Origin of the sequence: Oculatella sp. FACHB-28 (assembly GCF_014696015.1) — a bacterium.
GTDB lineage: Bacteria > Cyanobacteriota > Cyanobacteriia > Elainellales > Elainellaceae > JAAUTN01.
This window is the reverse complement of sequence record NZ_JACJPJ010000052.1, coordinates 1-14,825: the sequence shown is the minus strand read 5'-3', so window position 1 is coordinate 14,825 and position 14,825 is coordinate 1. Positions and strand designations below refer to the sequence as shown.

The 14,825-nt window shown below is 47.5% G+C and carries 15 protein-coding genes; 8 read left to right on the top strand and 7 right to left on the bottom strand.

Going from position 1 to position 14,825, the window contains the following annotated elements:
• Positions 1-13 precede the first annotated feature (13 nt).
• Together H6F88_RS10615 and map are read left to right on the top strand one after the other, a co-directional pair.
• Entirely contained in the window at positions 14-514 is a 501-nt protein-coding gene (locus H6F88_RS10615; protein WP_190642724.1) for a sulfocyanin-like copper-binding protein, read from the top strand.
• Between the two features lie 239 nt (positions 515-753).
• Complete coding sequence (map, locus tag H6F88_RS10610) at positions 754-1,581, top strand: type I methionyl aminopeptidase (RefSeq protein WP_190642723.1); 828 nt, start codon at positions 754-756, stop codon at positions 1,579-1,581.
• Here the strand turns inward: map and kefC are convergent.
• The 5 genes from kefC to H6F88_RS10585 form a co-directional block, all read right to left on the bottom strand.
• Entirely contained in the window at positions 1,578-3,455 is a 1,878-nt protein-coding gene (kefC, locus tag H6F88_RS10605; protein WP_190642722.1) for a glutathione-regulated potassium-efflux system protein KefC, read from the bottom strand. The genes map and kefC overlap by 4 nt on opposite strands.
• The gene (locus tag H6F88_RS10600) at positions 3,448-4,083 is read right to left on the bottom strand and encodes an NAD(P)H-dependent oxidoreductase (protein ID WP_190642721.1); all 636 of its coding nucleotides are present in this window, start codon (positions 4,081-4,083) and stop codon (positions 3,448-3,450) included. The genes kefC and H6F88_RS10600 overlap by 8 nt, the downstream gene beginning before the upstream one ends.
• Positions 4,084-4,288: 205 nt before the next feature.
• On the bottom strand, positions 4,289-5,011 hold the full coding sequence (locus tag H6F88_RS10595; RefSeq protein ID WP_190642720.1) for a rhomboid family intramembrane serine protease: 723 nt from the start codon (positions 5,009-5,011) through the stop codon (positions 4,289-4,291).
• Positions 5,008-6,171 carry a pyridoxal phosphate-dependent aminotransferase gene (locus H6F88_RS10590; protein ID WP_190642719.1) on the bottom strand — a complete coding sequence of 388 codons (1,164 nt, stop codon included), beginning with the start codon at positions 6,169-6,171 and terminating at the stop codon, positions 5,008-5,010. Before H6F88_RS10590 ends, H6F88_RS10595 begins: the two co-directional genes overlap by 4 nt.
• Before the next feature lie 336 nt (positions 6,172-6,507).
• Positions 6,508-7,767 carry an MFS transporter gene (locus H6F88_RS10585; RefSeq protein WP_190642718.1) on the bottom strand — a complete coding sequence of 420 codons (1,260 nt, stop codon included), beginning with the start codon at positions 7,765-7,767 and terminating at the stop codon, positions 6,508-6,510.
• A 103-nt stretch (positions 7,768-7,870) separates the two neighbouring features.
• Here H6F88_RS10585 and H6F88_RS10580 point away from each other — a divergent pair, with 103 nt between their 5' ends.
• Together H6F88_RS10580 and ruvA are read left to right on the top strand one after the other, a co-directional pair.
• The gene (locus tag H6F88_RS10580) at positions 7,871-8,620 is read left to right on the top strand and encodes a sucrose-phosphate phosphatase (RefSeq protein WP_190642717.1); all 750 of its coding nucleotides are present in this window, start codon (positions 7,871-7,873) and stop codon (positions 8,618-8,620) included.
• Positions 8,621-8,659: 39 nt separating this feature from the next.
• The gene (gene ruvA, locus H6F88_RS10575) at positions 8,660-9,283 is read left to right on the top strand and encodes a Holliday junction branch migration protein RuvA (protein WP_190642716.1); all 624 of its coding nucleotides are present in this window, start codon (positions 8,660-8,662) and stop codon (positions 9,281-9,283) included.
• A 67-nt stretch (positions 9,284-9,350) separates the two neighbouring features.
• On the opposite strand, the gene H6F88_RS10570 is transcribed toward ruvA, so the two are convergent.
• Positions 9,351-10,514, bottom strand: coding sequence for a GUN4 domain-containing protein (locus H6F88_RS10570; RefSeq protein WP_190642715.1), 1,164 nt, complete (start codon positions 10,512-10,514; stop codon positions 9,351-9,353).
• Between the two features lie 31 nt (positions 10,515-10,545).
• Entirely contained in the window at positions 10,546-10,896 is a 351-nt protein-coding gene (locus H6F88_RS10565) for a hypothetical protein (RefSeq protein ID WP_190642714.1), read from the bottom strand.
• Positions 10,897-11,407: 511 nt separating this feature from the next.
• Here H6F88_RS10565 and H6F88_RS10560 point away from each other — a divergent pair.
• The 4 genes from H6F88_RS10560 to H6F88_RS10545 all read left to right on the top strand — a co-directional run bounded on the left by H6F88_RS10560 (position 11,408) and on the right by H6F88_RS10545 (position 14,434).
• On the top strand, positions 11,408-11,647 hold the full coding sequence (locus H6F88_RS10560) for a hypothetical protein (RefSeq protein WP_190642713.1): 240 nt from the start codon (positions 11,408-11,410) through the stop codon (positions 11,645-11,647).
• Between the two features lie 256 nt (positions 11,648-11,903).
• Positions 11,904-12,542, top strand: coding sequence for a hypothetical protein (locus H6F88_RS10555; protein ID WP_190642712.1), 639 nt, complete (start codon positions 11,904-11,906; stop codon positions 12,540-12,542).
• 227 nt (positions 12,543-12,769) lie between these two features.
• Positions 12,770-13,351 carry a hypothetical protein gene (locus tag H6F88_RS10550; protein WP_190642711.1) on the top strand — a complete coding sequence of 194 codons (582 nt, stop codon included), beginning with the start codon at positions 12,770-12,772 and terminating at the stop codon, positions 13,349-13,351.
• 243 nt (positions 13,352-13,594) lie between these two features.
• Positions 13,595-14,434, top strand: a complete 840-nt coding sequence (locus H6F88_RS10545) for a hypothetical protein (protein ID WP_190642710.1) — start codon at positions 13,595-13,597, stop codon at positions 14,432-14,434.
• Positions 14,435-14,825 lie beyond the last annotated feature (391 nt).

Sequence of the window (14,825 nt, the reverse complement as noted above, 5' to 3'; positions counted from 1 at the left end):
TGGAGGGTAGTCAATGTTTACTCTGTGGCGAGGATTACGGTTTAGTTTCCGTTGGTTTCTGGGGCTGGCAATCAGCTTGAGTATTGTGATTGGGGTGGGAGCACTACCGCAGTTCAGTGGAAGGGCGATCGCCGCTGTCCTCTCCCATTCAGAACCGCTAATGGAGATCAGCGTTCACCTGGGCAACTCCACCGAAGAACTAGAATTCGTCCCCGACCATCTAGAGTTCATTGCAGGCAGACGCTACAAGCTAGTACTAGATAACCCCAGTTCTCAAAAACATTACTTCACCGCTAAAGATTTTGCCGATGCCATCTGGACGCAAAAAGTAGAAGCAGGCAACGTTGAAGTCAAAGGCGCAATTCACGAACTCGAACTCAAGCCGGGAGCGATCGCCGAATGGGTCTTTGTGCCACTCAAATCAGGCACCTACGAACTGCACTGCTCCATTGCTGGACATAGCGAAGCCGGAATGCGGGGCGTATTGACCGTAGCAGAACAGCAACCCGTCTGATTAAAATTCGCAAAGAGCAGCCAACCGTGCATCCCACCGATGCGAAGCGCGTCATGCTGCTTATCCTAGATCCTTGCGGAGGGGGTTTGGGGGACGCGCTTCGTCCCCCAGTGGGGGTTTGGGGGCAAAGCTCCCAAAAAAGTCTGAAATCGAGAGACAATTGATAAAATTAAGACTTTGCTTGTACCACTTCCCGCAAATTCTTCTAACTTCCCCGCTCCCACCTTACTGAGTCTTCCATGAATTTCCTCACCAACCTTTTGCCTCAACCTGCGCCCGGACCTCGCATCAAAAAACAGCGTCGCGGCGTAGAAACCAAATCGGCAGCCGAAATTGAAACCATGCGTCAGGCGGCAAAAATCGTCGCCACCGTTCTCAAAGAAATCTCAGAACTCGTCGAAGCCGGCATGACCACTGCTGACCTGGATGCCCACGCCGAAAAACGCATCCGAGAAATGGGCGCAACACCTAGCTTCAAAGGCTATCACGGGTTTCCTGGCTCCATTTGCTCCAGCATCAACAACGAAGTCGTTCATGGCATCCCCAGCCACAAAAAAGTAATTCGCCGAGGCGACGTACTAAAAGTAGACACAGGTGCCTACTACGAAGGCTTCCACGGCGACTCCTGCATCACGATCGCCGTTGGAGAAGTCACCCCCGCTGCCGCAAAACTTATCCAAATTGCCGAAGAAGCCCTCTACAAAGGCATCAAGCAAGTCAAAGCCGGAAGTTATTTACTGGACATTGCTGGAGCGATTCAAGATCACGTCGAGGCAAATGGCTTCAAAGTTGTTGAAGACTTCACCGGACATGGAGTTGGGCGCAACCTGCACGAAGAACCATCTGTGTTTAACTTCCGGACTCACGAAATGCCCAACGTCAAGCTTAAAGCAGGCATGACCCTGGCGATCGAACCGATTCTCAATGCTGGCTCGAAGCATACTCGGACATTGAGCGATCGCTGGACAGTCGTCACCGTCGATCGCTCCCTCTCAGCCCAGTTTGAACATACTGTCCTGGTTACTGCGGATGGATATGAGATTTTGACCGATCGCAGCCAACTTTAATCTTTACGTAAAGCTGAAATATCCCAGGCGCGATCGACTTCCTGAGTCAACTCGCGATCGTCGGACTGCAACAATTGCCCCAAATCCTTGGCAAGCTGACGCGATCGCGCCAACACCATCGTCTCATCTCCCTCAGCCGCTGCCATGTCGCGCAACGCCTCAACATCGTGAAACTTAAACGTGCGGGCCGCTCGATGCGCCTTATACGACCGAACCCCCAACAGCTTTAACGCCTCCACACCCATATCCAGCGCCGAGCTAAAGGTTTCTCGCTCAACCACCTCCACACCCCGACGAATTAGCTCATAGGCATGGCGACGGTCGATCGCCCGTGCCAGAATTTTTAGATGGGGAAAATGCTTGTGCGTCAGATCAACAATCTCCAAGGCTTTCTCAGGATCATCGATCGCCACCACCAGCAGCCGAGCCTGCTCTGCCCCTGCTGCATGGAGCAGATCAATCCGAGAGGCATCTCCATAAAACACCTTCCAGCCAAACCGCCGCAGCAAATCGATTTGGCTAGGGTCATGTTCGAGTAACGTTGGACGGCAGCCATTAGCAATCAGCAACCGTCCGACAATCTGCCCAAAACGACCAAATCCAAGAATGATCACTGGATTTTCGTTGTCGTCAATTTCGTCAGCTTCCCGTTCCACTTCCGCCGTAACAAACCTGGGCTGCACCAGTTTCTCATTGATGATCATGAGTAGTGGAGTGATCACCATTGATAGCGCCACAACTGCAACCAGCGGTTCTGAAACGTCTGGAGGCAGAACTCGGTTTTGTGTCGCAAATGAGAATAGGACAAAGGCAAACTCACCACCCTGTGCCAGAGCAAAGGCAAACAGCAAATTTTGGCTGATTTCAAGGCGAAAGATACGACCCAGCGCAAAGAGAACGGCGAACTTGGCGATCGCCAACCCCAGCACCATTCCCAGAATCAATAGCGGCTGCCGAAGGAGCAGATTAAAATCGATGCTGGCTCCGACCGAGATAAAAAATAGCCCTAACAGTAAGCCCTTAAACGGCTCAATGTCGGACTCCAGTTCATGACGGTACTCATTATCTGCCAGCACCACACCCGCCACAAATGTTCCCAGCGCTGGAGAAAGCCCGACCTGCTGCATTGCTAGGGCAATTCCAATCACCAGCAATAGAGCCATTGCGGTAAACATCTCTCGCAGCCGCGTATCAGCAATAAAGCGAAAGATTGGACGCATCAAAAATCGCCCACCGAGAATAATTCCAACTACTGTGCCAATCACCAGTAGCGCTTGCTGCCAGGCAGGTAAACCCGTTCCCTCTGCCGCCTCTGCCACAAAAATGACCTGATTTTGCGCGGTTGCAGTACCTTCCAAAGCCAGCAGCGGCATCAAAGCCAGCATGGGAATCACCGCAATGTCTTGAAATAGCAGCACTGAGAAGGAAGACTGCCCCCCATCCGTCTTGGCTAACCCTTTTTCGTTCAGAGTTTGCAGCACGATCGCCGTTGATGAAAGCGCAAGAGTCATGCCGATCGCCAGCGCTATCTGCCAGGGAAGTCCAAAAAGTAGGCTGATGCCTGCAAACACTATCGTTGTTACCAACACCTGCAGTCCGCCCAATCCCACAATCGGCACTCGCAAACGCCACAGCAGCTCAGGCTGTAGCTCCAAGCCGATTAGAAACAGCATCATCACCACGCCAAATTCGGCGAAGTGCATCACATCTTCGCCTTCATTGCCGACAAAGCCCAGCACAAATGGTCCGATGATCACTCCCGCTAGCAGATAGCCCAGCACAGAACCTAGTCCCAAGCGTTTGGCGATCGGCACTGACAGCACTGCTGCCACTAAGTAAATGAATGCCTGATAGAAGAGACTTTCATTAGACATGGTGAGACACCTCCTGGGACTTGAGAACTTGGTCGAGCCCATGATTGATGTGCTTAAACTGGGGCAACTTCTCCCAATTCACCCGATCATCCCGCAATGCCGTAATCACCTGGTGATAGTCTTCAGTGTGTTTGACGAGTTGACCCTGTTCCTGAATCTGATGAGTTCCTTGAACCACAAAGGGCGGCAAATAGTCCATGCCACACAGGTGAGCCGTTTGCTCAAATGGCACCAGCAATTCTCGTACCGAAAAGCGATTGTATCCCTGACGGCAATAAGCCTGCTCTCCGCCCCCGGTTGTGACTGTTGAGAGAAACTTTTTGCCGCGCAGTGCTGTTCCCCCTTTGCCATAGGCAAAACCATGCTCTAGTACCAAATCCTGCCATTCTTTTAAGATGGCTGGGCTGCTGTACCAGTAGAAGGGATGGTGAAAAATAATGATGTCGTGCGCTAGAAGCAAGTCTTGCTCAGCTTTTACGTTGATGTGAAAGTCAGGATATTGCTCGTAAAGATCATGAACAGTGACGGCATCTAACCCTTGAACCGCTTGAATTAAACACCGATTTATTCGTGACTTCTCTAAGGCTGGGTGAGCAAACAAAATCAAAATCTGGTTAGGATTGCCCATTATTTTTACAGGATGAGGAGAGAAGGTTGTTGATATGGGTTTAAGCAGAATTTGCGACTAATTCCACTGGCATAAAGGATAGGTTAGGTTGTACGGTTTTGCCTAGCTTACGGGTTAGAGCGTGCCTTAAAACTGATCGAAAGATGAGGCTTTTTGCACCCATGGCGCATAGAAAAGCCCCAGCTTTAGAGCAGTCCCAGGGAATTCAACTGTTCTCTATTTCTTTTGCTGAAACTCGACGGGGCATGAGTAGAAAAATTAAAACTGCGCCGATCGCCAGTCCGACTGCGTGCATCCAGTAAGCAAAGCTGCCTGAGTTGATGCCTGTCTCAATGTTGAAGGTGCTAACGCCATAAAAGATTTGTTGCACAAACCACCAGAACAGGTAAAACAGAGCAGGTAATTCAATGGGGATGAAGAGAATGATCAGTGGCACAATGGTCTCGATTTTTGCTTTGGGATAGCTCAAAAGATAGGCACCCAGAATGCCTGCGATCGCCCCATTTGCCCCGACCAGTGGTGCATTCAGCGTTGGCTCACTCCACACCTGAATCGCACTCGTTATCATGCCGCAGACAAAGTAAAACAAGAGGAATTGCCCGTGCCCCAGACCCTCCTCTATGCGGCGACCAAAAACAAACAAAAACAGCAGATTTCCGATCAGGTGAGCAAAACCGCTGTGCAGAAATAGCCCCAGCACAACGGAGATGCAAATGAGAATGGCGGCAATCCAGCTTCCGTCTAGCATATCGGTCGCCATTTTGACAATCCGCGTTGGGACAACCGCCCAGGTATTGAGGAAATCTGCCAGTTCACCCGTATTTGCTAGATTTAGCTCGATCGCAAACAACGCCACATTCACCGCAACCAGCAGATAGGTAACTACCGGAGTTTTGCGGTTGGGCAGGTTGTCTGCAATCGGAATCATAGTGACTGCACAAAGGTCGCTAACCGTTCCATACCTTTTTTGATGCTGTCCATGTCGGTAGCGTAGGAGAGGCGAATGTGATCATCTGCGCCAAAGGCAACGCCGGGAATGGCGGCAACCTGGTGAGACTCTAGCAGGCTACTGCAAAAGTCAAGGGATTTCATTCCCGTTTTGCTGATATTGATAAAGACGTAAAAGGCTCCGTCTGGTTTCGGACAGCTTAAGCCGGGAATCGTGTTGACCGCATCCAGGATGAACTGTCGCCGCTCGGCAAAGGCAGATACCATTTGCTGAACGCAGTCTTGGGAACCTTCGTAGGCAGCGATCGCCCCATACTGAGCGAAGGTACACACATTTGAGGTGCTGTGTCCTTGAATTGTAGTGACTGCCTGAATGATTGGCGGTGGTCCAGCCAGATAGCCAATTCGCCAGCCCGTCATCGCGTAGGTTTTGGCAAAGCCGCTGCTGGTAATGGTGCGCTCGTAGATTTCGGGTCCAGCCGCACCGATGCTGAGATGTGTGGCTCCGTCGTAGAGGATTTTTTCGTAAATCTCATCGGCGACGACCCAGAGATTTTTTTCAACCACGACATCGGCGATCGCCTGAATTTCATCAGGCGTGTATACCATTCCGGTCGGGTTGGATGGTGAGTTTAAAATCAGCAGTTTGGTTTTTGGCGTAACGGCTTGCCGGATTTGGTCAGCCGTTACCCTCAAGCCTGTTTCGGCGGTAGTCGGCAAAATCACCGGAGTTCCTTCTGCTAGCTTCACCATTTCGGGATAGCTGAGCCAGTAGGGAGCCGGGATCAACACCTCATCACCAGGGTCGATCAGCGCCAGCATCAGGTTAAACAAAGACTGTTTGCCGCCATTGGTGACAATGATGTTTTCTGCTCCGTAGCAGAGGCTGTTGTCATTTTGTAGCTTTTTAGCGATCGCCTCTCGCAGCCTTGGCTCCCCTGCTGCCGGACCGTAGCGCGTCTTGCCTGCATCCAGGGCTGCCTTTGCCGCTGCCTTAATGTGATCTGGAGTATCAAAGTCGGGTTCGCCAGCACTAAAACTGCACACATCAATGCCATCCGCTTTCATTGCCTTTGCTTTAGCAGAAATTGCCAATGTCAAAGAAGGAGTGACCTGACTTACACGTGCGGCTAGTTTCATGACAGTTTTAACCCGTGTGGATGAGATGCCCTGATCATTCACAAGGTTGGGCTTTTCCCGCGGAAAATCAGCTTTGTGAATAGATTTTGGCTTAGTTCCAAGCTATCTTATCCCAATTTGAAAATAACGGATTATCAAAAAGTATTTTCTCAATCAACTCCATCAATAAATGTGAGATTTAACCAGCGTAGGATGGGCAAAGAGTGTGAATAGCGGCATCAGTAGGGGCGAAGCATTCGGGCACAAGCTCTGGTTAATCCTAATCTCCCTGCCGAATGCTTCGCCCGTACACAAGGACGATGTCTCTGGGAAAGGATTCGGGAGGCGACTAGAAAGTTATCCATCATGCAGATGACGAATAACTTTACCTAAGTAAAGCAAAATTGCAATTCCCAGTAGGACACTTAAAGCGGAGACCATCCAGAAGGTTTGGGCAATCGAGCGAGTTTGATCCATTGCCCAGCCGCCTACTGTTGGTCCAATAAAGTATCCAACGGCCCAGCAGAGTGAATTGATTGAGAGGTAAACACCACGCAAAGATTCTGGCGCGAGATCGACGACAAGGGCTGAAGCAGATGGATTGTAAGCAGCGGTGGCGATCGCCATTACACTCAAGCCCAAAATTGCCCAGATTAAGTGAGCGGTTGAGGCAGTTCCGGTTATCCCAATGAGTAGGAAGCCAATTCCCCAAAGCAATGCAGAACAGGTTAACGCTTGCACACGACTAAACCGATTGAGGTAACGGGCAATCGGAAGTTGAGTCAGTGCCGCTAAGATGATATGCCAGGAAAATAAGGTGCTAATGGTGGACGTGGAAAAGCCGGATGCATCACTTCTCACGGGTACAAAGTTAGTGAAATAGAGCGGCATGGCACTGTTGATCTGAGCCAAATAAGTAGTGAATAGGATATTCACCAGAGCAAAGATGAGTAAGGTGCGATCGCGCAGTGCCACTGCCCAACCTTTAAACAAGGAGCGATTGACTTGTTCAGTATCGACAGTTTCGGCGATCGCCCAATACACCACGCCAAAAAACACTAAAAATGAGATGCCATCAATCACAAAGAGGGCGCGATAAGCTCCTGTGAGTGCAATCAACGTGCCACCTAACACAACGCCCAAACCCAGCCCTACTGTATCTCCCAATCGCGTTAGGGCAAAGGCTTCATTCCGTTGATCAACAGTGGTTAAATCGGCGACGACTGCCTCAGTTGCGGGCCAATATAATCCAATACCCAACCCCATCAGTAAGTTGCCGATGAGAAATGTTGGAAAGTTGTAGGTTAGTGTCAGAAATACATCTGCCAGAGCTGAAACCGCTGCCGATAATAACAGGGTTTTTCTACGTCCCCAGCTAGGTGAGTCGGCAAAGGAGCCACCCAAAATTCGCCCTAACACGCCTGAAATCGATCCGCTGCCAATGCCGATGCCTACAATGGTTGCTGATAGCCCAACCTGGTTAACAAAGAAAATCGGTGCATAGAATAAGGTGAAACCATTTCCAATCTGAGAGAGGAGACGACCTGCAATCAAAATCCAAACGCGATGATCGAGTTGAGGCAGCCAGGCAAGCAGCTTTCGGCGAAAGGAGTTCATGGGCAGGCGATCTAGAAAACAGCAAAGAAGCACCCTTGCAGTGTATTGTGATCTCGTCAGCCTGAGCAGATTTCTGAGGCAACGTGAACAGTAGGGGGTTACTGTGGCAAAATTTTTGTTTGTGACGGATTTAGACAACACTTTGGTCGGCGATGATGACGCTCTAGAGCAACTCAATCAGCAGCTTCTTCAGCATCGCGAAGAACACGGCACGGTGATTGTCTATGCAACGGGGCGATCGCTCCCTCTATTCGAGGAACTGCGTTCTGAAAAGCCATTAATTGAACCTGATCTGCGAGTGCTGGCAGTGGGTACTGAAATTTATCGTCAGGATGGTGATACTCCAGATCCCACCTGGGCGAGTCAGCTTAACCACCGATGGGATCGAGAAAAAGTCAGGGCGATCGCCGCTCAATTTAACGACCTGACCCCCCAGCCGCAAAGCGAACAAGGCCCATTTAAGGCAAGCTATTTCCTGGAAGAAGCTGCGTCCAAGGAGGTATTAGCCTGCCTGGAAGCCGAACTCAAAGATCAGGGATTAGACGCTCAGCTTGTCTACAGCAGCGGACATGACCTGGATATCCTGCCGAAACGGGCAAACAAAGGTGCAGCCGTTGCCTTCCTTCAGCAAAGCTTGCAGATCCCGAAGGAAAGAACTGTTGTTTGCGGCGATTCGGGTAACGATTTGTCGATGTTTCAGGCAAATCACTCACGCGGCATCATCGTTGGCAACGCTCAGCCAGAATTGCTCAACTGGCATCACGAAAACCCATCCGGCGATCGCTATCTGGCACAGTCTCACTGTGCAGGTGGTATTCTAGAGGGCTTGAAGCATTTTGGTTTCATTAGCTAAATGTTTTGGCTAAAACCTGCCCCGTCTTTCGCTCCTTGAATGATCAGCTACCTTAAAGGCACCCTCGCCGCAATTCAGAAAATTGGCAACAATCGGGTTATCCTCACGCTCGAAGTCAACCAGATTGGCTACGAGCTACAGGTACTCCCGCGCATGACTCAGGAACTTTCGGCGGGTGAAGTGGTGCAGGTCTTCACTCACTTACAGGTGCGAGAAGACCAAATGGTGCTGTTTGGCTTTGCGTCAATGGCGGAGCGCGACCTGTTTCGCCAACTGGTCAGCGTCAGCGGCGTAGGTCCTCAACTGGCAGTTGCCCTGCTGGATACTCTGGGACTGCAAGATCTGGTGCAGGCAATTGTCAGCAGCAACACTCGCCTGCTGTCTCGCACTCCCGGAGTCGGCACGAAAACCGCTGAGCGAATTGCACTGGAGCTAAAGGCAAAGCTGTCAGACTGGCGGCTTCAGTCGGGACTAACCACCCTGCCCGATGCGGCTCCTGCAACCACCATTCAAGAAGATGTGGAAATGACGCTACTAGCTCTGGGCTACACCACCAGCGAAATTATGCAGGCACTCCGGGCAGTCGGGCAAAAGACCGCATTATCCAAGAATGCCGATGCAGAAGATTGGATTCGAGAAGCGATCGCTTGGTTGAGCCGTTAGTTATTATTCACCACGAGTAAACTCCTCATAGAATAGCTCTTAAAGAATGAGTAAAAAAAATCCTTAGCTAGTCCAGAAGTAAATACCTTCTTAACCATGCTGGAAGAAACGAAACATTGGAGTAATTTCGTTCCATAAAATCATCAAATAGACATTCACTTAAAAAGCAGTAATTGGAACTTAAATTGTAGTTTTCCCAAAACAAAATTTTTGCTGGCAAATGTCCTTTTGGATTTGTGATCAGATAATCAAAGTCTACATGATAGATTCGACCTCCTTCATTGGACCAACCAACAGCTTCAACAAATATATCGTATTTAGATCTTGCTGAATTAAATTCATTTTTATACTGATACTTTAAAATCTTCAGCCAAATCTGTTTTTGTACACTGAAGCCAAATCGCCCCCCACTTGCCTCTAACCAAAGTCTATTAATTGTCAACAATTGTTTACGAGAAATTTCTTTGACATCTATATCTGTGCAACGATATTTTTGAAGATCTTCTGGCATTAGCTTTGCAATTACCCTAACAGTTTCGTCGTCAGCCTCACGCCATTGAGCTGTTTTGAGTAAATATTTCAACTTTCGATATCGTTTGTCTAATTCAAAAAATGATTGTTTCCTTGGCTTTTGCTCCAACTCAGTTGCGACTTCAACTATCTTCTCTGCGGCATCAATTTCGTCTGCGATGAAGGTAAATCCTAATACATTCAACCAAGCATACAACTTATCTTTAAGCTCATCTCTGTGGTACATCAATGTTGCTAAATCATCAACGATCCTCTGTTGAGCATTTTCTGCACTAGATACTTGCTTCTCTACTTGCCCCACAAGCTGCTTGATTTTAATGACTGCGCTAGACAGATCTTGATTGAAGTTAAAATTGTTGAAAATGTTTTTGTCACCTTGTACATAGTCACCGTGAATGTTGAGAGATTCATTATACGTGCCTGAATCAATACTGATAAATCGGCTGGTAGAATCGCCAGGGTTATGAGAGGATGCTTTTTGCGGAATAGTCTCTGCTATATTTGAGCCCAACTTCAAAAGGTATAAGCCACTAGACAATCCGAAGGCGAAACCAACTACCTTGAACGGAAACTTTGGGATTGCCAATGCAACTACTGCAACACAGAGAAGCAGCAAACCAGGGGAAAAATAGTAAGCCACACTTTTCCCTGTAAGTAGCCACCAAGTTTTGAAAGCAAGCATCCCTGGTAGTTGCCTCATTACGTTCCTACGAAATTAGATAGGTTAGAAATTATATCCCTAGCAGCTTGAGCGAAAGCTCAACAACTTTACCAATTCCTGCTTCAATACCACCATTAGTAGCTATATAGTTTCCTAAACGAATCAATATGTTTCCGGCTTCTGGGTTTTTTCTTACTCGGTTAGCTAGCTCGGTAGCCGCCTTCTGTTGAGCTTCATCTAACGGATAGCGACTTTGCATCTGATGTAGAATTCGTTGGATGTTAATTACTGCTTGAGTTAAATCCTCCTCAATGATTTTTCTGCTTTGAATCTTGTTGCCTTGAACAAAATCACCTTGTACTTGAACAGTTTCGTTGTATGTTCCGTTGGAACCGAAATTAATATTACGATTGTTAGTCATAAAACTTTTTGCTTTTTAAGTTGGAAACTTCTGTAAACCATACAAATTATATTCAATATTAGTTGGTTCTATTGCATTTAGCGTCACGAATGACTGTAAAAAGGCTAAGCTTCATTCACATTCATGAGATCATTTCTTACTGTTGCAATAAATCCACACTTACCATCTTGACGAAGAGCCATTATCCCAGATATGCTGTCACGCTAAGGTTGTCTTTTTTACTTACGGCAACCCGACTAAACCCAAAGATCTAGCGCTACCCAAGGCTGCGCCAACAGCCCTGAGCAGCTAACCCCCAAACTGATCCAGGCAGTCTGGCGGCTAATGGTGGATTTTAACACTCCCTTAGTCACCCCGACTTGTCATGTCAAAAAAGTGTTGCTTACCCTTGAGGACATGAAAGTGAAATAAACTCACTTTTAGTTCCCTCACTCACTGGTGCAACGTGTGAATAATGCGGGGTGGCTAGGTTTTTGGGGTTTCCTCAAAAACCTTAAAGGAGTTACAACTCATGTCTCAATGTTTCCTCGATCCCAACGCACCTACCGTTGAGAGAGAAGTTTCCGCACTTCAGAATAGTGAGCGCGATCGCCTGCGAGTTCTGATTATCGGCTCTCGTGATGGTGTAATCGAAACGATTCACGACCTGCATGGTCGCGGCTTTGCTGAGGTGGGAATGTGGAGTCCGTTGCTACCTGCTCCGAGTTCTGGTGAAGTGATGAGTATACTGACTCGCGATCGGAGAAGGTAAGAGAAGAAGGAAGGAGGAGGGGCGATCGCTCCCTCTTCCTCGATTCATTTAATGGATTCTGCACCTCAAGCTTGTCCAATCTGATACACGGGTATAAATTCAGAGTAATCCTTACGCCCTTGTGCCCTAGTAGTCATGAAGTGCTGAAATTCTGAATTTATGCGGAAAGTTTCCATATAATAAGTTGTTATGCTGCCAAATCTCCTGGTGTGGAAAGCACAAAGCTACTTGCAACATATTAATAATTATCCTAAGCATGGACATTGCTACAAATGTTGCATTAATAGGTGCGCTGTTTACATTTTTTGCTGCAATCCTTACAGCACTCGTTAGCTTTTTCCGTGAGCGATCTGAGAGAGAAAAATGGAGGAGAAGTTTAGAGTTTGAAAGAGTTAAATGGGAAAGAACGATAGAATTAGAGCGCGAAAAATGGCAAAAGACTATTGAACTTGAGGAACGACGTATCAAGCATGAAGAAAATAAATGGATCTTAGAACTCAATAGTCAGCGAGAACTAGAGCTGTATGGGATGAGACTTCGTGCATATCCTGAAATCTTTGCGGTGCTTGAACAGCTATCCCACTATCGCATCAACAGAATCGATGAAAATGAAGCTAGAGAACTTGCTGAAAAATTAAATAAATGGGGATATAGTGATGCGGGCCTTTGCATGTCACCGGATACAAGAGAAGCTGTCTTTGCTCTCCGAAGGAAAATTGGTAAGTACTTGCAGAAAGAAATAAGTGCTAAAGATTTAACCAAAGGACCACGCACAGATCTGATTGAGTTGATGAGACGCGATTTAAATCATGGTTCGCTATGGCGAGAATTCGAGACATTAACAGGTAGAAACCTCTCAGAAGTACAAAAATTTATTGAGAAAGAGGAATCTTGATCTGTAGGTACAGCATAACAATCCCGTTGCACACCGACCGAGTCAAGTTTGTTATTGAATCAGAGAATTTACTAGCGGCGGGTGAACGGGGTGGTTGTATTGCTTAGGTTATGGATCGTAGCAATAGTCCAAGGGCTTCTCGTTGGTATGGAGTGAAAATTAGTTGAAGAGTGGTTAAGGTGGTAATTTAAAAGCGATTTCTAGATCAATCAGCGTGAGGAAATCCGGTGGAATTTTTCTTCAGCCAACTTATAGGTCTTCTAGTTGGTATTTTGTCATCCTGGGCTTTCTTGTATGTCCTGTTGCTAGCAAAGCCGAGAATTATTATCTCTAAAAATATAGTTTTCAATGAAAAGAAAGGAAGTCTGCTGATTAAAGTAATGAATCGAAGCAGAAGACAAGCAACAGATATTCAAGCAAGTCTGGCTCTGGTGGAACGAGACACTATTGGGAGATTCTTCACACTCCATAGTGCTCAACTCAGGAAAGATTCTCTCCCTGCCTTAGCTCCAAAACACGAATCGCATAATCCTTGGGGGCTTCGAACTGCCTATGTATTCGCTACTGATGAGGGAGTACAGATTTTGGAGAAATTGTCCTCTGCTCATCAAAACGAAAAACGGCTAGTCTTTACATTGTCGGCAACCGATGGATTGAGTGGGACAAAAGTTGTTCAGCAAATTTCATATCGGTTAGAAGATGTCAAATCGGGACGATTTGGTATATGGCTTGAGGTTAAAGAGGATGGAGTACAACAGTTACAGCAAAGTAAACAGGATAGCGATGACGATGGAGATTTTATAGCATAGATAATTGCTAGTTGTGTCCTTTCAACAATCGCGTTGCAACGGACAGTTGAAAGGCTCTTCGTCTACCCTTGGAGTTCTTTTGCTGCCGCTGAACGCAATCTGTAGGCTGCATGTTTTTAGGCTTGTTAGGGTTTTTCCTTCAATTTTCCGGTGCAGCTAAAGCACCCATAAGGGTACTGCGATGCTCAAATTCAGCCGCTTAGAGTGGGGGCGTAAACAGAGTTAAGCAGTAAAGGAAAACCCATGCCTCAGACAAAACTTGGAACTTTTCACGATGCCTCTGGCAAAATCACTGTCGCTGTCTTTGAACGCAAGGCTGGCAATCAGCAAGCACACTTTCATGATTTTGCGTGTACCGTCCCTGATGATATGGTTGTTATTGGAGGAGGCGCAGAAGCAACCAACAGACCGCCAAACGGCGCACTTCTAACTGCTTCCTATCCAAATCAAAATCTCTCAGCTTGGTTAGCATCCTCAAAAGATCATGAGCGACCTCAGCCACATTTTTTAAAGGTTTATGCAGTTGGGTTGAAAATAGCTGGAATGACACGAGACGCTCTTCTCCAGCACATTCACATTGGTCGCAGCGTTAGTGAACTAGCTCAGCATCCCGAAGCGTCAGAGTCAGTGCCACCTGGATTCCTGCTAATCAGTGGGGGTTTTCATGTGAACTGGCTAGACTTCAATCCACAGGGTGGAAATCTTGCTACAGCGTCATTTCCTGAAAATGCTTTTTCATGGAAAGCAAGGTCAAAAGACCATATGACTGTTAGTTCAGCCATTCTAAGTGTTTATGCAATAGGTATCAGGGAGAATCTTCCAGTTGGTCGTGTCCAACACTCAATTCAGACAAAAGATTCTGGACATGCTGCACATCCTTCTACAACAGCAGATGTTCTTTCAGGTTTTGCCCTTGTTGGTGGTGGTGCCGAAATTCATTGGAGGGGTGAGGGAAATCTATTATGGCAACTTCGACCAACAACAGATCTTGCAAACCAAGATTTCAGTGCAGGTGGTAAAGATCACATGAAACCATCACCTGCAACTTTGACTGCTTATTCCATCGGCATCAAGATCGTCTAATTTTCCAGTAGGCTGCCTAACATGCGTGCACCCGACCGTCGAGCGTTACTCATTACAACCGAAAAGCGCTCAGCGGCGGGTGACGGGCAACGTTGTGCAGCAAAGTTTGTCTGTGGGGCTGTACCTAAAGGCTACTTGTTAGCAGCAAAAGTCTGTCAAAGAAGTTCTCGTTCAACGTCAATGCTATATCTGTTATGTGAAACCATGAACTGAGGAAGCCGATGGAGAGATATAACCCGCTGTCCCCTGCTGAATCGTTAGAGGAGAGGAAACAGCAGGCTCTTCATCAGTGCGATCACCTTAGCAAAGATTTTGCTAAACGTGCTGACCGTCACAAAGCTCGATATAAGCAGCTTCAAGTTACTAGTATTACGCTAGCTGTCTGCACAAC